General features: G+C 69.7%; 16 protein-coding genes. 9 read left to right on the top strand and 7 right to left on the bottom strand.

All coding sequences use genetic code 11. The annotated features are described in order from the left end of the window. Positions 1–219 precede the first annotated feature (219 nt). The 7 genes from ACTWQN_RS01500 to ACTWQN_RS01470 form a co-directional block, all read right to left on the bottom strand. Positions 220–1,086 (bottom strand): Sco1979 family transcriptional regulator, encoded by an 867-nt coding sequence (locus ACTWQN_RS01500; RefSeq protein WP_443201453.1) that lies wholly within the window; start codon positions 1,084–1,086, stop codon positions 220–222. A 231-nt stretch (positions 1,087–1,317) separates the two neighbouring features. After that, the gene (locus tag ACTWQN_RS01495; RefSeq protein WP_443201452.1) at positions 1,318–2,637 is read right to left on the bottom strand and encodes an MFS transporter; all 1,320 of its coding nucleotides are present in this window, start codon (positions 2,635–2,637) and stop codon (positions 1,318–1,320) included. Between the two features lie 34 nt (positions 2,638–2,671). Beyond that, complete coding sequence (locus ACTWQN_RS01490) at positions 2,672–3,448, bottom strand: ABC transporter permease (protein WP_443201451.1); 777 nt, start codon at positions 3,446–3,448, stop codon at positions 2,672–2,674. Continuing rightward, on the bottom strand, positions 3,448–4,245 hold the full coding sequence (locus ACTWQN_RS01485; RefSeq protein ID WP_443201450.1) for an ABC transporter permease: 798 nt from the start codon (positions 4,243–4,245) through the stop codon (positions 3,448–3,450). The genes ACTWQN_RS01490 and ACTWQN_RS01485 overlap by 1 nt, the downstream gene beginning before the upstream one ends. Next, complete coding sequence (locus ACTWQN_RS01480) at positions 4,238–5,056, bottom strand: ABC transporter ATP-binding protein (protein ID WP_443201449.1); 819 nt, start codon at positions 5,054–5,056, stop codon at positions 4,238–4,240. Before ACTWQN_RS01480 ends, ACTWQN_RS01485 begins: the two co-directional genes overlap by 8 nt. Continuing rightward, on the bottom strand, positions 5,053–5,787 hold the full coding sequence (locus tag ACTWQN_RS01475; protein ID WP_443201448.1) for an isochorismatase family protein: 735 nt from the start codon (positions 5,785–5,787) through the stop codon (positions 5,053–5,055). The genes ACTWQN_RS01480 and ACTWQN_RS01475 overlap by 4 nt, the downstream gene beginning before the upstream one ends. Positions 5,788–5,791: 4 nt before the next feature. Then, a complete protein-coding gene (locus ACTWQN_RS01470) occupies positions 5,792–6,760 on the bottom strand; it encodes an ABC transporter substrate-binding protein (RefSeq protein WP_443201447.1) in 969 nt (322 codons plus the stop codon). A gap of 271 nt (positions 6,761–7,031) precedes the next feature. On the opposite strand from ACTWQN_RS01470, the gene ACTWQN_RS01465 reads away from it, so the two are divergent. From ACTWQN_RS01465 to ACTWQN_RS01425, 9 genes are all read left to right on the top strand, one after another. Next, on the top strand, positions 7,032–7,688 hold the full coding sequence (locus ACTWQN_RS01465) for an SRPBCC family protein (protein WP_443201446.1): 657 nt from the start codon (positions 7,032–7,034) through the stop codon (positions 7,686–7,688). Then, the gene (locus ACTWQN_RS01460; RefSeq protein ID WP_443201445.1) at positions 7,688–8,527 is read left to right on the top strand and encodes an FAD binding domain-containing protein; all 840 of its coding nucleotides are present in this window, start codon (positions 7,688–7,690) and stop codon (positions 8,525–8,527) included. The genes ACTWQN_RS01465 and ACTWQN_RS01460 overlap by 1 nt, the downstream gene beginning before the upstream one ends. Then, positions 8,520–10,877, top strand: coding sequence for a xanthine dehydrogenase family protein molybdopterin-binding subunit (locus ACTWQN_RS01455; RefSeq protein ID WP_443201444.1), 2,358 nt, complete (start codon positions 8,520–8,522; stop codon positions 10,875–10,877). Before ACTWQN_RS01460 ends, ACTWQN_RS01455 begins: the two co-directional genes overlap by 8 nt. Further along, on the top strand, positions 10,874–11,335 hold the full coding sequence (locus tag ACTWQN_RS01450) for a (2Fe-2S)-binding protein (protein ID WP_443201443.1): 462 nt from the start codon (positions 10,874–10,876) through the stop codon (positions 11,333–11,335). Before ACTWQN_RS01455 ends, ACTWQN_RS01450 begins: the two co-directional genes overlap by 4 nt. Further along, positions 11,332–12,117, top strand: coding sequence for an alpha/beta fold hydrolase (locus ACTWQN_RS01445; protein ID WP_443201442.1), 786 nt, complete (start codon positions 11,332–11,334; stop codon positions 12,115–12,117). Before ACTWQN_RS01450 ends, ACTWQN_RS01445 begins: the two co-directional genes overlap by 4 nt. A 4-nt stretch (positions 12,118–12,121) precedes the next feature. Beyond that, on the top strand, positions 12,122–13,564 hold the full coding sequence (locus ACTWQN_RS01440) for a UbiD family decarboxylase (RefSeq protein WP_443201441.1): 1,443 nt from the start codon (positions 12,122–12,124) through the stop codon (positions 13,562–13,564). A gap of 24 nt (positions 13,565–13,588) precedes the next feature. Beyond that, on the top strand, positions 13,589–14,380 hold the full coding sequence (locus ACTWQN_RS01435) for an IclR family transcriptional regulator (protein WP_443201440.1): 792 nt from the start codon (positions 13,589–13,591) through the stop codon (positions 14,378–14,380). Beyond that, complete coding sequence (locus ACTWQN_RS01430) at positions 14,370–15,110, top strand: UbiX family flavin prenyltransferase (protein ID WP_443201439.1); 741 nt, start codon at positions 14,370–14,372, stop codon at positions 15,108–15,110. The genes ACTWQN_RS01435 and ACTWQN_RS01430 overlap by 11 nt, the downstream gene beginning before the upstream one ends. Before the next feature lie 185 nt (positions 15,111–15,295). Further along, positions 15,296–15,727, top strand: coding sequence for a CBS domain-containing protein (locus ACTWQN_RS01425; protein ID WP_443201438.1), 432 nt, complete (start codon positions 15,296–15,298; stop codon positions 15,725–15,727). Positions 15,728–15,813: the final 86 nt, after the last annotated feature.

Genomic DNA, 15,813 nt, shown 5'->3' with positions numbered 1-15,813 from the left:
TCTTTCGTCCTGAACCCGGCATTCCGCTGGTGCGACCCCGTCTGGTGCGAGGCTGTGTGGTGACGAACCGCTGGCTTTGTGGCACGCGAATATGACCTGGCGGGGTGGGCGAAACGTGACAGCCGCCGAACGCGACCTGAGTCACATTCGACGACTGCGGATCGACGGCAGGCCGAGCCGGTCAGGTGCGGCGGAGATTTGCTGGCCGGGGGAGTGGCGCTAGTCGTGCTTGAGCGTGTCGGCGAGGATCTTGCGGGTCTGCTTCGGGGTGTGGGCGTCGACCGTGAGCCGGTGGGTGACCTTGCTGTACACCTCGACCTCCTCGGGCTTGTCCAGGTACAGCGCGCCGCAGAGGTGTTCCAGGTAGACGATGTCGGGGATTTCCCCTTCGGCGAAGCGCAGGATGGTGAACGAGCCCTCCGCGCCGGACCGGCCGACCTCGAAGGGCAGGATCTGCAGCGTCACCATCGGCATCGTGGTCACTTCGAGCAGGTGCTTGATCTGCTCGCGGAGCACCTCCCGCCCGCCGATCGGCCGGAGCAGCACCGACTCGTCGATCACCGCCCACAGCCGGTGCGTCTTCGGCTGGCTGAACAGCTTCTGGCGCTGCATGCGCAGCCGGACCCGCCGGTCGATTTCGTCTCCCGGGATTTCCGGGCGCCCCTGGGTGGCGACCGCGCGGGCGTAGCGCTCGGTCTGCAGCAGGCCGGGCACGAACTGGATCTCGTAGGTCTGGATGCGGGAGGCCGATTCCTCCAAGCCGACGTAGTCCTGGAACCACGACGGCAACAGGTCGTTGAAGCTGTACCACCAGCCTGGTTCGTTCGATCGGCGCACCAGGTTCAGGAAGGTTTCGCGTTCCTCCGGGTCGGCCACGTCGTAGAGCGTGAGCAGGTCGGCGACGTCGCGTTCTTTGAAGCCGACGCGGCCGAGTTCCAGTCTGCTGATCTTCGACCCGGAGCCGCGGATGGCGTATCCGGCGTCCTCGCGAGAGATCCCGCTCGCCTCGCGCAGCCTGCGCAATTGGCTGCCGAGCACGAGACGGCGGGCGGTGGGGCCGCTTCCCGTGGCGCTGTCCGGGGCCACGCCGAGACCTCCTGCTGCACTGGCCTTCCGCCCGCTGCCGCGATCAAGAGCCGGAAGGTTACGCCCGAGATAGTAGCCGAGCCGCGCCACAGGCCGAGTGCCATACCCGAATCGGCGTATTTGACCCGGTCCCGCGTCGATCGCCGGGCTGCGCCCAGCGAAGATCAAACTAGCACTGTACCCGAACCTGTCGGGAATTGGCGTCACCGAGTCGTTTCTCGTCGATACCGGTCAAGACTCGGGCAACTGACGTCCGCGGGTCTCCGGGCAGAACGGCACCACGAGGATCCCCACCACGTAGACCAGTCCGAGCGCCGAGGCCGCGATGCCGTAGCCGCCGAGCCGGTCGATGATCGTGCCAGCGGTCAGCGGTCCGAGGAAGGCGATGAACCGCGCCGCGTTGAACGCGAACGCCGCGCCGGTGGCGCGCAGGTGCGTCGGGTAGAACTCCGGCAGCCACACCGGCATCCACGTGTACTGGCCCAGGGTGAAGAAGCCGTTCACCACGCACAGCACCAGGATCAGGGCCAGGTCGTGCGTCCACAGGAACAGCACCGGGGTCAGCACCAGCGACGCCGCGAAGTACAGCAGCACCGTCGCCTTGCGCCCGAAGCGGTCGGCCAGGAATCCGAGGCTGATGTACCCCGCGATCGCGCCGACGTTGTAGATCATGCCTGCGGTGCTGGCGAAACTCTCCGCGGAGTGACCCTCGCGGGCCGCGACGCTCCCGACGTAGGCCGGTACCCAGGTGGAGATACCCCACCACGCCAGCGTGGTCACCGTCGACATGATCGAGCCGAGGATGGTCAGCCGACGCAGCCGGGGATCGACCATGATCTGCCCCAGGGTGAACCGGGTGTAGGAGCGGTCCGCCTCGGACAGTTCGTCCTGGCCGCGCAGTTGCGTGCGACGGTTGCGGACCTTCGTCCAGCGCTCCGATTCCGGCACGCCACGCCGCAGCCACAGGGCGAACAGCGCGGGCAGCACCCCGAGCAGGAACATGTACCGCCACGCGTCCGGGCCCAGCGGCGCGATGAAGTGCCAGCAAGCCGAGGCGACGAAGAAGCCGAGCCCGAGCCCGCACTGCATGAATCCGGCCGCCTTCGCCCTGGCGCGCGTCGGCCACAGTTCGGCGACCAGTGCCGTCCCGGTGCCCCACTCCGAACCGAGCGTGATCCCGGTCAGCAGTCGCAGCACCAGGAACGACTCCCACGACCACGCGAACGCCGACAGCCCGGTGAACAGGGAGTACAGCACGATCGAGGTCAACAGCATCCGGCGCCTGCCGACGTAGTCGGCGACGATCCCGCCGACGATGCCACCGACGCCCCACCCCAGCAGGGTGAGTGCGATGGTGAGTCCGATGTGGAACGCGGACTGACCACCGGCTTCCGGGGCGAGCTGCCGCAACGCCGACCCCGCGGTGAGGATCAGGGCGTAGGTTTCGAACCCGTCGAACAGCCAGCCGAGGTTGGCCGCGGTCAGCGCCCGCCACTGGGTCCGGTCCAGCGTCCGGTACCACCGCTGCGGCGCGGCGTCGGTTTCCGTCATCGCGATCTCCGTTGATTCGTGCGATTTTCCGACACTACTGGCCGGTGGTGCCCCGCATCCGGGTGCTGATCGCGACCTCACCGCGCGTCACGATCCAGTTCACGGCGAATCCGAGCAGTCCGGCGATGGTGAGCAGCCCGTAGACCTGCGCGGAAAGGTAGTTCGCCTGCGCCGCGCCCAGCGCGGCACCCAACCCGTTGACCCGGGTCACGATCTCGACCAGCAGCGTGATGATCAGCGCCAGCGGTGCGGCGACCCGCACCCCGAGCAGCACCGCCGGTAGCAGCGCTGGCAGCAGGATCTTGGTGGCCCGGTGCCAGCGGGACAGGCCCAGCGTCCTGGGCACGTCGAGCAGGACCGGGCTCAGCGACCGCCTGGCCTGCCGGACCGCCAGCAGGATGGGCCAGGTCGCTGGCAGCACCACGACCACCAGCTTCATCTGCGTGGTGTAGCCGAGGATCAGCGCCGCCACCGGAACCAGGGACGCCGCGGGCAGCGCCCGGAGGAACTCCAGGCTCGGCGAGAGCGCGCGGTCCACCGGGCGGCTCGCCCCGATCAGCGTGCCGACCACCGACCCGATCAACGTCGCCAGCGCGAGGCCGACGAGGAAGGTCGCCGACGTGGCGCCCACCGCGTCGAGGAGCTTGTTGCCGGTCAGCAGCGGCTGGACCCCGGCCACCCACTCCGACGGCGGCGGGAAGTACGGCGAATCCGGGTCGCCCACCAGTTGCCACAGCGCCAGGAGCGCGACCAGCGGCAGCAGGCCTCGAATCGGGGTGCCGCCACGGCTCTTTTTCGTCCTGCGAGTCATCACACCTCCCCGGACGCGGCCAGCTGTCCGCGGAAGAGCAACCTCGCCGCACCCATCATGAGTCCGTTGAGCACGATGCCCGCGACACCGATCACGAAGACACCGGCGAACATCTGCCCCGGCTGCAGCGCCTGCGCCTTGTTGACCAGCGTGGCGCCCAGCCCGGCCGGGTTGCCGACCATCTCGGCGACCAGCGTGAGCACCAGCGCGATCGACAGCCCCAGCCGCAGCCCGACGACGATCGACGCGGTGGCGGCGGGCAGCCGGATCTTCCACAGCTGCGCCGGTCGCGACAGCCGCAGGACCGCGCCGACCTCGACCATGCGCGCCTCGGTGCGCATGCCGCTGACGGTGTTGAGCAGGATCGGCCACACCGCGGCGTAGAAGCTCACCAGGATCTCCATCTGCACCGAGAAGCCGAACAGCAGCACGGCCACCGGCACGAACGCCACGATGGGCAGGGCGCGCAGGGCTTCCAAGCTCGCCATCGAGTAGCGCCAGACCGGGCGGACGAGCCCGAGCACCGCGCCCGCCGCGACCCCGACGACCCCGGCCAGCGCCCAGCCGCTGAGCGCCGCCACCAGCGTGTGGGCGAGCGCGGTCCACAGTTCCCCGCTGCTGCTCAGTTCGCCGAGCCCGACGGCGACCCCGGTCGGGGGCGGCAGGTAGGAGAAGTCGAGCAGCTTCGCCCGCACCGCCAGCTCCCACAGCACGAGCCCGAGCGCGAACACCCCGATGCCGACGAAGTTGATCCGCCGCCACATCGCCGGTCCGCCGCCGTTGATCCGCTCAGTCATTTCCGCCTCGCTCACCGGTGCCCGCCGGTACACCGACGTCGTGGCCCAGCGCCTCGTAGACGCGGTGGCGCAGATCCAGGTAATCCCCGCGCTCCTTGGTGGTGATCTGGTGCCGCGGGCGCTCCAGCGGAACTTCCAGGGACAGCCCGATCGCTGCGGGGCTGCCCGCGAGCACCAGCACGCGGTCGCTGAGGTAGACCGCCTCCTCGACGTCGTGGGTGACGAACACGATCGTCGTCGCGGTCAGTTCCTGCACCTTCTGCAGCTGGTCCTGCAGGGAGGCCTTGGTCATCGCGTCGAGCGCCCCGAAGGGCTCGTCCATCAGCAGCACCTTCGGGCGCATGGCCAGCGCGCGGGCGATCTGCACGCGCTGCTGCATTCCGCCGGAGAGCCGCCAGGGGTATTCGTCGGCTCGCTGGGTCAGGCCGACCATGCCCAGCGCCTCGTCGACCCGCTCGTCGCGCTGCGCGCGCTCGAAGTCCGCCTCGATGCCCAGCGCGACGTTGCGGCGCACCGTCCGCCACGGCAGCAGCGAGTGCGCGTAGTCCTGGAACACCGTCACCACGCCCTCCGGTGGGCCGTGCACCGCCGTGCCCTCGTGGCGGACCGCACCGGCCGAGGCGGACAGCAGTCCGCCGAGCACCCGGAGCAGGGTGGTCTTGCCGGAACCGGAGGTGCCCAGGATCGACACGAACTCGCCGCGGGACACCGAGAAGTCGACGTCGCGCAGGATGTCGAACGGGCCGGACACCCCGGGCAGGGTGACCGCGACGCCGTGACAGGTCAGGCTCTCGTCCGCTGCTGTGATCATGAGGTCGGTAATCCCATCGGCTCGGTCTCGGGCGCCTGGTCGCCGAGGCAGCGCAGCTGCTGGCCCAGCCAGGCGGAGTCCACAACGGACCCGTACTTCATCTGGATGTCGAAGAGGTTCGCGGCGTGCGCGAACGGTGACCGGTCGAAGCAGGCGTCCTCGGCGACCAGGACGCGGTAACCGTGCGACGCGCCGTCCACCGCGGTGGCGCGCACGCAGCCGGAGGTGGTCGTGCCGGTGACGATCAGCGTGTCGACCCGGTGCGCGTGGAGATAGGTCAGCAGCGGTGTGCCGAAGAAGGCGCTCGCCTTGGCCTTGGCGAGCACGTATTCGTCGTCGCGGGGCGCCAGTTCGGGTGGGAACGGGGCGCTGTGGACCAACCGCGCGGTGTCCGGTTCCCGGCTGAGCTTGATCGCGCCGCCGACGAACACCGCGTCGCCGGGCGAGCCGCAGGTGAGCACGCGTGGGATGCCGAGATCCCGTGCCGTGCCGAGCAGTTCGCGGATCGCGGGCAGTCGGCGCCAGCCTTCGGGGCCGCAGGCCGTCGGGTAGTCCGGCCCGCTTTCCTCGCCCGGCCTGCGGCCGAGGAACGACAGCGTGACGTCGACGACGATCAGGCAGGGGCGGCGCCCCATCTGCACCGCGCCGCCGAACCCCGCGGTGCGCAGTCTCCGCTGTTCCGCCGCCGGGACGAGGTCCGCCCAGGCGCTGTTGCCGTTGCGATCGGTCATCACGTCACCGCTGCGCGGCCACGAGGCTGGCGAGGTCGACGTCGCTGTTGAACCCGTCGGCTTCGCGCATCGCGTTCAGCCACACCTGGAGGTCCTGGGGGCGCACTTCGCTGGTGTAGTTGGGGAGTTTCGACTCGTTGATCACCCGGTCCGGCAGCCCGGTGTACTGCTTGAGCACCTGGCGAGCGCGGGCGTCGTCGGCCGCGATGACGCCCTGCGCCTCGTCGAGCGCGGCGCGGAAGTCGGCGATGACGTCGGGGTGCTGGCGGGCGAAGTCCTGCTGGGAGATCCAGAAGATCGCCGACAGTTCGGGGGCCAGCTTGAGGTAGGGATCGCCGAGATTGATCGCGTCCGGGCTGTGCAGCACGTTGGTGGCGAAGGGCATCACGGTCTCGACCGCGTCGATCCGCCCCGATGCCAGCTGATCGGCCTGCGCTGGCCCGTCCACCTGGACGATCTTCACGCTGTTCGGGTCGACGCCTTCGCTCTTGAGCCACGCCTTGGTGGCCACGTGCACGGTTCCGGTCTCGGTCAGCACGCCGAGCGTCTTACCAGCCAGTTGCTTGACGTTGGTGACGCCGGTTTTCCGGGAGCCGATCAGGAAACCGGTCTCGTTGCCGGTGACGTCGACGGTCGCACCGGCGACCTGCGTGACCTTGATGCCCTGCTGGGCCGCGGTGATCAGGGTCGTCGGCACCGAGAGCGCGACGTCGAACGAGCGGCCGAGCGCGCCCGGCAGGGTGCCGATGTTCTCGACCTTGGTGAACTCCACCTTGAGGTTGTGCTTGGCGAAGATGCCCTGCTGCAGCGCCACCTGCACGGGCAGGGCCGCCGCGTTGGAATTGTGCGCGATCTTCAGCGTCCGGGGATCGCCGTCCCCGGCCGAGCCGGAATTCGAGGCGCCCGCGCAGGCGACCAGCGTGATCGCGAGCAGCGCGGCGATGCCGCTGGCCGCGAAACGGCGGATGGTCATGAACAACTCCTCGTGGCAGTGGTCGTGGAGACAGTGATCGGGCACTGTGGAGACCCACCGAAGAGCGGACCTGTATATGAAACTCACTGTCCTGGGGAGCGGATAGTAGAGATCCGGTAAGACGACAGTCAAGACCCGTTTTGTCTGGGTTCGAAGGTAGTCGCCGCTGAACAGGTATCGCGAGAACGATCAGCGTTCGCTGTCTTGACACCCGCATTTCGCGCTCATAATGTCCTGCATACAGGATTTATTGTCTCCTATGGTGGTCTCTATGAAGCTTGCTTCCGAGTTCTCCGTTCCCGCGTCTCCGGAGGAGGTCTTCCCGCTGCTGTTCGACCCGGACACGATGCGCGCCTGCATCCCCGGCTGCGAGGAGCTGGCGCGGACCGACGAGCGGACCTTCCGCGGGCGACTGGTCAACGAGATCGCCCACGTGCGGTTCGCGGCGGGGTTCTCCGCCGAAATCCAGTCGCTCACCGAGCCGAGCGAGGTCCGGGCCGTGCTCAAGGGCGAGGACCGGCGGCTCGGCAGCTCGATCAAGATCGACGCACGGCTCACCGTCCGCCCCGACGGTGCGGGCAGCGTGATCGGCTACGAGATGGACGTGGCGCTGTGGGGCAAGCTCGGCCGCCTCGGCGAGCCGATCATCCGGCGGCGCAGCCGCGAGGTGGAGTTGGAGTTCGCGAAATCGTTGGCCGCCGCGGCCGGTGGCCAACCGATCGGGACCCCGAAGCAGCCTGAAACGGCAACCGCGCCCGCCGTCCCGGCCAAGCCCACCGTGGTCGCACCCGCTGTGGTCGCACCCGCTTTGGTCGCCACCGCACCGGAGACCGACCAGAACCTGCGGAGACTCGTGATCGCCAGTTCCGCGGTCGCGGCGCTGGCCCTGATCATCTCGCTGATCACCGCCGTGAGACGAGGACGCTGATGCCCCACCTGCACCGACCTGAGACGCTCGCCGAAGCCTGCGCGCTGCTGGCCGAACTGGACACCCCGATGGTCTACGGCGGCGGCACCGCCATCCAGATCCTGATCAAGCAGGGGATCCTCTTCGCCGACGACTTCGTGGACCTGGCCCTCGTCCCAGGCCTGCGCGAGATCGAGCGAGCGGGGTCCGGACTGCGCGCCGGTCCGATGGTGAGCGTGCGGCGGATGGAGACCGACCGACAGGTCCGCGAACTCGCGCCGCTGGCCGCATCCGCCTACCGGAACGTGGCCAACCCCCGCGTCCGGAACACCGCGAGCGTCGGCGGCAACATCGCGCACGGCGACTACCGCCTGGACCCGCCGACCGCGCTGCTGGTGCTGAACGCGACGGTGGACGTCGCTTCGGTGCGCGGCACGCGCTCGATCCCGGTGCGCGAGTTCTTCGTGGACTTCCAGCTCACCGCGCTGGAACTGGACGAGCTGATCACGGCGATCCGCATCCCGGCCGTGCCGCCGCGCGCGGCGGGCCGGTTCGTCAAGAACAGCAGTCTGAGCGCCAACGACTGGCCCTGCGCGTCAGCCGCCGTGCTGGTGGTCGATTCCGGCGCCAAGCGCGAGGTCCGCATCGGCCTGGGCGCGGTGGCCCCGGTGCCGCGCTACGTCTCCTTCGATGCCACCGGTCTGAACGACCAAGAGGTGGTGGACGCGGCGATCGAAGCAATCGCACCAGCTGTCGAACCGATTCCAGACGTGCGCGGAGGTGTCGAGTACAAGGAGCGGCTCGCGCGCGTCACCGTCGAAGACGCCGTCCGCGGCGCATGGAAGGACCTCGATGCCTGAGAGCCCGTCGTCATCGACCACCGGCCTCCCGACGCCGCTGGACTCCGGATGGGTCGGCGGCCGACGTGCGCGCTACGACATGTCCGGGCGGGTTCGCGGCACCATCGGACACGCTGGCGACCAGCCCGCTGGCGTGTGCGCGCACGTGGCCGTGCACCGCAGCACTTGGCCGCACGCGACCATCCGCGCGGTGCACATCGAGGACGCCTTGGCGATGGAGGGCGTCTACGCGGTGGTCACCGGCGCCGACCTGTACAAGCAGTTCGGCGACCGGCTGCTCACCGGTCCGGCGTTCGCCGATCAGCCAGCCCTCGCCTACGACAAGGTCCGCTTCGTCGGTGAGCCGGTGGCAGCCGTGCTGGCCGCGGACCTGGCGACAGCCCGCGAAGCCGTCGACGCGATCTTCGTCTACTACGACGAACTGGAACCCGTGTACGACCTGGACGACGCGTTGCGTGGCACGTCGTTCGTGCACGACGAACTACGCCCGTCCGCGGTCTTCGGCGATCTGCGCCACCTGCACGGTGTCCGCGACACCAACGTCAACTACGAGTACGTGCTGCGGCACGGCGCACCGGAGGAGGCGGCGGCCAGCGGTGCGCGCACCGTCCGCGGCGAGTTCTGGGCCCCGCCAACGCATCACGTGCCGATCGAGCTGCCGTCCACCACGGCGTGGGTCGAAGGCGATCGCCTGGAGATGCTCACCACGACCCAGACACCTTCCTACGTCCGCCAGACGGTGGCCGACTTGCTGGACCTGCCGCTGAGCCGGGTGCGGATCAGCACGCGGCCGCTCGGCGGCAGCTTCGGCGCCAAGATGTACGACCGCCTCGAACCGCTGGCGGCGGCGCTGGCCTGGCACACCCGGCGCAAGGTCCGGATTCCCGCCTCCCGGGAGGAATCGTTCCTGCTCACCACCAGGCACGGCGCCCGGGTTCGAGCCAGCCTCACCGCCGGGGCGGACGGCGAGCTGGTCTCGGCGATCGCCGACGTCGAATACGACACCGGCGCCTACGCCGACGTCGGCCCGCGGATCACCGCCAAATCCGGCATGGTCTCGACGGGTCCCTACCGCATCCAGAACGCGGGGGTGCGGTCCCGCTGCGTCTACACCAACAAGCCCTCGGCCGGGCCATTCCGCGGTTTCGGCGTGCCGCAGGTGACGTGGTCGCACGAGACGCTGATCGACGAACTGGCGCACCAGCTCGGTGAGGACCCGTACCTGTTCCGGCGCCGCCACCTGCTCCGCGAGGGCGACATCGCCCCGATGGGCACCCGGATGCACAGCGCCGACTTCATCGGCTGCCTCGACGCGGTCGCCGAACGCATCGGCTGGGACGCCCCACTGGAACGCGGTGCGGGACGCATCCGGCGCGGTCGAGGGGTGGCCGTCGGCGTGAAAGCGGTGCTGACCCCGACCATCGCCAACGCCACGCTCCAACTCAACCAGGACGCCTCGGCCACGCTGCTGATCAGCACCGTCGACATGGGGCAGGGCAGCGACACGATCATGGCGCAGATCGTCGCCGACGTGCTGCGGATCGACAGCCACCGCGTGCACGTCGTGAAGGCCGACACCGACGTGACCCCCTACGACACCATCACCGCTGGCAGCCGATCCACCTACCACACCGGCAACGCGGTGCGGCGGGTCGCCGAGGCGATGCGCGCCCGGCTGATCGGACTCGCCGCCGAGCGGTCCGGCCGGGACGTCGCCGAGCTGGAGCTCGTCGCCGATGGCGTGCGGCATTCCGGCACCGGGCACACCGAGGCGATCGCCGAGCTGATCCGGGCGCATTTCGGCGCGCGGGGTGCCACGCTCACCACCGAGGCGAACTTCACCTCGACCTGGGTCCCCTACGACCGGGAGACGGGCCGGTCGGAGAAGGCGACGGAACACTGGTTCGCCGGTGCGGTCGGCGTGCGGCTCGCGGTGGACACCGCCACCGGCCGCGTCCACATCGAACACCTGGCGGTGGCCGGGGACGTGGGGCGGGCCATCAACCCGATGCTCGTCGAACAGCAGCTCACCGGCGCCGCGATCATGGGCATCGGGCACGCCCTGTTCGACCAGCTGGTGATCTCCCAGGGCCAGCTGGTCAACGGCACGCTGCTGGACTACCAGCTGCCCTCCATCCGAGACCTGCCCGACGAGCTCACGCCGATCGTCGTCGAAAGCCCGCACGACGACGGCCCGTTCGGCGCCAAAGGCGTTGGGGAGACCGGGATCCTGGCGGTGGCTCCCGCGATCGGCAACGCGATCCGGGACGCCCTGGGCATCCGCCTCACCCGGCTCCCGCTGACCGCCGAGAGCATCGTCACCGCGCTGAGCGAGGAAGCAACCCGATGACCACCATCACCCTGACCGTGAACGGCACGACCCACCGGGCCGAGGTCACCGACTCAACCCTGCTGCTCGACGTGCTGCGCGAGCAGATCGGCTGCACCAGCGCCCGCGAAGGCTGCGGGGTCGGTGCGTGCGGCGCGTGCACGGTGCTGGTCGGCGGCATGAGCGTGTCCAGCTGCCTGGCACTGGCGCTGCGCTACGACGGAGCCAGCATCACCACCGCCGACGGGCTCGACGACAACGACGACGTGGTGTCCGCGTTCGTGGACTGCAACGCCGCCCAATGCGGCTACTGCATCCCCGGATTCGTGTTGATGTCCCGCGAATTGCTCGCGGAGAACCCGAGGCCGACCGACACCGAGATCGCCGAGCACCTGGAGGGCAACATCTGCCGCTGCGGGACCTACCAGGAGATCCGGACCGCGGTGGCCACGGCGGCCGAACGGAGGGCGGCGCGATGAAGCTGACGACCAACTGGGGCGAACTAGCCGCGCTCGACGAGGGCACCGGCGCGCCCGTGCTGCTGCTGCACTCGCTGGCGCAGCGCGGCGAGTTGTGGCGGCCGCTGATCGACCGCCTGGCTCCGCGCGCGCGGGTGCTGGCGATGGACGCGCGCGGGCACGGCGATTCCACTTGGGACGGCACACCGTTCTCGGTGCCGGACCTCGCCGAGGACGCCGCGCGGCTGATCACCGAACTCGACGCCGGTCCGGCCGCCGTCGCCGGGATGTCGATGGGCGGCTGCGTCGCGATCGCGTTGGCCGCCACGCATCCGGAACTGGTGCGCAGTCTCGTCCTCGCCGACACCACCGCCTGCTACGGCCCGGACCGGCGTGCGCTGTGGGAGCAGCGCGCGCAGGTCGCCGTGCAGAAACCGCGCCGACAGCAGACGGCGTTCCAGCTCGACCGCTGGTTCTCCCCGGCGTTCGTCAACAGCGAGCCCGCTGAGGTGGCGCGGGTGGTGGAGATCTTCGTGGACACCGACTCGCGTGCCCACGCGCAGGCCTGCCGGGCGCTCGGCGAATTCGACGGCACCGCGCTGCTCGCCTCGATCACCTGCCCGACGCTGGTGGTGGTCGGCGAATTCGACTACGCCACCCCACCCGACATGGCGCGTACGCTGGCCGACGGTATCCCGGACGCCGAATTGCGGGTGCTCGCTGAGGCACGGCACTTCAGTCTGCTGGAGAAGCCGGGTGCGATGGACCTGGCCGCCAGCCACCTGCTCGGTGAGGAGGCGTAACGCCATGTCCGAACCACTGCTCAGCCTGCGCACCTGGCTGGACACCGTGGCGCGCTTCGACGAGCTGCGGCACGTCAAGGGCGCCCACTGGGACGTCGAACTGGGCGCCATCGCGGAATTGAGCTACCAGCGGCCGAAACCTCCAGCGCTGCTGTTCGACGACATCGTCGGTTACCCGAGCGGACACCGGGTGCTCACCGGCAGCACCGGATCCGCCCGTCGGCTCGGGCACACCCTGCGCCTCGGCGACGACCTCGACGACGCCGGGCTGAAGGCGTCATTGCGGGGCAAACCGTCCCGGTGGGCCGCGTCCGCCGCCGACCACCCCACCGAGGTGGTGACCGACGCGCCGCTGCTGGCGAACGTGGTCGAGGGGCCGGACGTCGACCTGCTCGCGCTGCCGGTACCCCGGTGGCACGCCGGTGACGGCGGTCGGTTCGTCGGAACCGGGTGCTTCGTGATCACCTCCGATCCGGACACCGGCGTCATCAACGGCGGCTGCTACCGCATGGAGGTGCAGGACGAGGGCCGCTCCGCCACCGTCGCCGCGGTCCCGGGCAAGCACGGTGCGCAGCACATCCAGCGTTGGTTCGAAAAGGCGGGCCGGGCGCCCGTGGTCGTGTCGTTCGGCCACGATCCGGTGCTGCTGGTCACCGGCGGCACCGAGGTGCCCAGCGGGATCTCCGAACTCGACTACGCCGGGGCGATCCTCGGCGAGCGGGTGCCCGTGCTGATCGGTGAGCACACCGGGCTGCCCATCCCCGCTGGCAGCGAGATCGCGATCGAAGGCTGGCTGAGCCCGGACCACCTCCGCGACGAGGGGCCGTTCGGCGAGTGGACCGGCTACTACTCGGGCGGGCGGCGGCCAGCCCCCGCGGTGGAGATCGCGCGCCTCTACCACCGGGACGACCCGGTGCAGCTCGGCGCCCCACCGGGCAAGCCGCCGCACGACTACTCCTACATGCGCACGGTGATGAAGTCGGCGATGATCGAGGACGCGCTGATCGGTTCCGGCGTCGCTGGTATCCGCGGCGCCTGGGCGCACGAAGCCGGTGGTGGCCGCCTGTTCATCGCGGTGTCGATCGACCACCGCTACGCCGGGCACGCCCGGCAGGTCGGGCACCTCGCCGCCCAGTTGCCCGCAGCCGCCTACATGAACCGGTTCGTGGTGGTGGTCGACGACGACATCGACCCCGCCGATCTCGGTGAAGTGGTGTGGGCGATGTGCACCCGCTGCGACCCGGCGAGTGACATCGATGTCGTCACCGGCACGTGGGGCAGTAAGCTCGACCCGATGCTGGTCGAGGGTGCCCCGCCCTACAACAGCCGCGCCGTGATCGACGCGTGCCGCCCCTTCGAGCGGCGGGCCAGCTTCCCGGCGGTGTCCACGGGCGATCCGGCTTACCTCGACGCGGTGTTGGAACGCTGGGCGGACGTGTTGAAGTGACGAACCGATGGGGAGTGATCGTGAGTGGCCAGTGATGTTCCGGCGGTGGCGTCGTCAGTGCGCATCCTGGAGCGGCTCGCGACCGACTGGCCGCAGCCCGTCGCGCCGCGGGAACTGGTCAACGACCTGGGGATGAATCGCAGCACCTGCTACAACATCCTGGCGACGCTGCAGCGCGCGGGCTGGGTCTCCTCGACCGGTGAGCGGTCCGGCTGGACGCTGGGACCGAAGCTGCTGACGCTCACCGGAGTCACCGACGACATGGCGGCCGCCATCGGGCAGGGCGAGATCGACGAGCTGAGCAGGCGGCTCGGATTCGTCGTGTTCCTGGCGGATCCGGATGGTTCCGGTGGATATGTCGTGATCGCCAAGGCGGAGCGGCAGATCGGCGTGCGGGTCACGGTCAGCGTCGGCGAGAACTTCCCGTTCTCGGCACCGGCGCTGATGCACGCCTTCCACGCGTGGCAGTCGAGGGAGAACGTCGACGATCTGGTGGATCGCCTCGGGATCAAGCAGTTCACCCCGCACACCACCGTCGACCGCGACGAACTGCACGAACGGCTCGCGCAGACGAGGCAGCGCGGCTACAGCACGAGCTTGCAGCAGTACGACATGGCGCAGAGCGGGGTCGCCGCGCCGGTGTTCGACCGTCGCGGCCAGGTGGCCCGGGTGGTGTGCTCGCTCGCCTTCTTCACCGAACTGCACACCGACAACGTCGCCCGCATCGGCGGTCTGGTCGCCGAGTGCGCGGACCGGATCACCGCGCGGACGGGCGGACGTCGTCCCGTCGACGAGGAGGTCCGACATGGTCGCTGACAGCGGTTCGCGGCGGCCCTGGGTCGTGGGCGTCACCGGGGCCAGCGGAACGCCGTACGCCGCGGCGGTGTTGCGCGGTCTGCTCGACGCTGGTGAGGACGTCGACCTGGTGCTCAGCCGGGCCGCTCGGTTGACGTTGCTGGACGAGACCGGCCACACCGTGCGGGACAAGCACTGGCAGGCCGACGTCGGTGCGTGGATCGGGCGGGACGTGTCGCGGGTGCGCTACTGGGCGGCGGGCGACATGGCGGCAGGCCCCGCCAGCGGCTCGTACCGGACGAAGGGGATGGTGGTCGTTCCGGCGACCACCGCATCGGTCGCCGCGATCGCCACCGGTACCAGCAGGAACCTGTTGCAGCGCGCCGCCGATGTGACGCTCAAGGAGCGGCGCCGACTCGTCCTGGTGCTTCGCGAGACGCCGCTGCGTCTGTCCACACTGGACAACTTGCGGGCGCTCGGGGTGGAGGGCGCGATCATCATGCCCGCCAGCCCCGGTTTCTACGCCGGGGCCGGGGACATCGATCAACTGGTGGACTTCCTCGCGGGTCGGGTGCTGGACCTGTGCGACGTCGAGCACGATCTCTACCAGCGCTGGGCGGGAACGCTGGGGGCCGCCAGATCGCGGCAGGCCGAGCCCGGCCGCGACGACGACGCCGGTGACGGATTCGATCCCCCCGACTCCGACCCCGCCGACCGGGATCCCGCACATCTGACTCCCCGCGCCAGGTAGCGCTGAGCCGCGGGACGGGGCCGCGGTGTGCGCTCCGTGATCGGAGCTCCTCGAAAAGACGCCCACAATTAGGATTTTCCGGACGCGGCTCGGTCGCTACCCTGTTAGGCGACAACGGGGCTCGGGCGACTGCCCCATCGGAAGAGTCGGCGCATCAGACGAGTCGGGGATCGGAGGTGTCGGCCATGCGGATTGCCGACGTCCTGCGGAACAAGGGATCGAAGGTGGCGACCATCTCGGCCGCGAACACGGTGTCCGACCTGGTGGCCGCCCTGGCTGAGCACAACATCGGTGCCATGGTGGTGACGGATGCCTCCGGCGCGATCCTCGGGATCGTCTCGGAACGCGACGTCGTCCGCCGCCTGAGCGACCACGGCCCCGACATCCTGCTCGCACCGCTGACGCGGATCATGACCACCGACGTGGTCACCTGCGGGCCCGAGGACTCGGTCGAGAGGCTGACGGTCGTGATGACCGAGCGCCGCATTCGGCACATTCCCGTTGTCTCCGCGGGCCGCATGGTCGGCATCGTGAGCATCGGCGACATGGTCAAGAGCCGGATCAGCCAGCTCGAAGAAGAGCAGGAACACCTTGAGGCCTACATCACCAAGGGCTGAACAGCGCCGCGCGCAGGGGGCTCGGTAAACCGTTGGCCTGCGCGCGGCGCTGTTCGTCCTATGTGGACTTATTTCGCGGGGAGAGC

Origin of the sequence: Saccharopolyspora antiqui, assembly GCF_052246905.1 — a bacterium.
Classification (GTDB): domain Bacteria; phylum Actinomycetota; class Actinomycetes; order Mycobacteriales; family Pseudonocardiaceae; genus Saccharopolyspora.
The sequence above is the reverse complement of the archived record's forward strand: the minus strand, read 5'-3'. Positions and strand labels throughout refer to the sequence as shown.

Bases quoted from the DNA above. Each gene is read 5' to 3' on its own strand.
- ACTWQN_RS01495 (WP_443201452.1), bottom strand. From the start codon at position 2,637: ATGACGGAAACCGACGCCGCGCCGCAGCGGTGGTACCGGACGCTGGAC.
- ACTWQN_RS01450 (WP_443201443.1), top strand. From the start codon at position 10,874: ATGACCACCATCACCCTGACCGTGAACGGCACGACCCACCGGGCCGAG.
- ACTWQN_RS01430 (WP_443201439.1), top strand. From the start codon at position 14,370: ATGGTCGCTGACAGCGGTTCGCGGCGGCCCTGGGTCGTGGGCGTCACC.
- ACTWQN_RS01485 (WP_443201450.1), bottom strand. From the start codon at position 4,245: ATGACTGAGCGGATCAACGGCGGCGGACCGGCGATGTGGCGGCGGATC.
- ACTWQN_RS01425 (WP_443201438.1), top strand. From the start codon at position 15,296: ATGCGGATTGCCGACGTCCTGCGGAACAAGGGATCGAAGGTGGCGACC.
- ACTWQN_RS01490 (WP_443201451.1), bottom strand. From the start codon at position 3,448: ATGACTCGCAGGACGAAAAAGAGCCGTGGCGGCACCCCGATTCGAGGC.
- ACTWQN_RS01470 (WP_443201447.1), bottom strand. From the start codon at position 6,760: ATGACCATCCGCCGTTTCGCGGCCAGCGGCATCGCCGCGCTGCTCGCG.
- ACTWQN_RS01460 (WP_443201445.1), top strand. From the start codon at position 7,688: ATGCCCCACCTGCACCGACCTGAGACGCTCGCCGAAGCCTGCGCGCTG.
- ACTWQN_RS01455 (WP_443201444.1), top strand. From the start codon at position 8,520: ATGCCTGAGAGCCCGTCGTCATCGACCACCGGCCTCCCGACGCCGCTG.
- ACTWQN_RS01465 (WP_443201446.1), top strand. From the start codon at position 7,032: ATGAAGCTTGCTTCCGAGTTCTCCGTTCCCGCGTCTCCGGAGGAGGTC.
- ACTWQN_RS01440 (WP_443201441.1), top strand. From the start codon at position 12,122: ATGTCCGAACCACTGCTCAGCCTGCGCACCTGGCTGGACACCGTGGCG.
- ACTWQN_RS01445 (WP_443201442.1), top strand. From the start codon at position 11,332: ATGAAGCTGACGACCAACTGGGGCGAACTAGCCGCGCTCGACGAGGGC.
- ACTWQN_RS01475 (WP_443201448.1), bottom strand. From the start codon at position 5,787: ATGACCGATCGCAACGGCAACAGCGCCTGGGCGGACCTCGTCCCGGCG.
- ACTWQN_RS01480 (WP_443201449.1), bottom strand. From the start codon at position 5,056: ATGATCACAGCAGCGGACGAGAGCCTGACCTGTCACGGCGTCGCGGTC.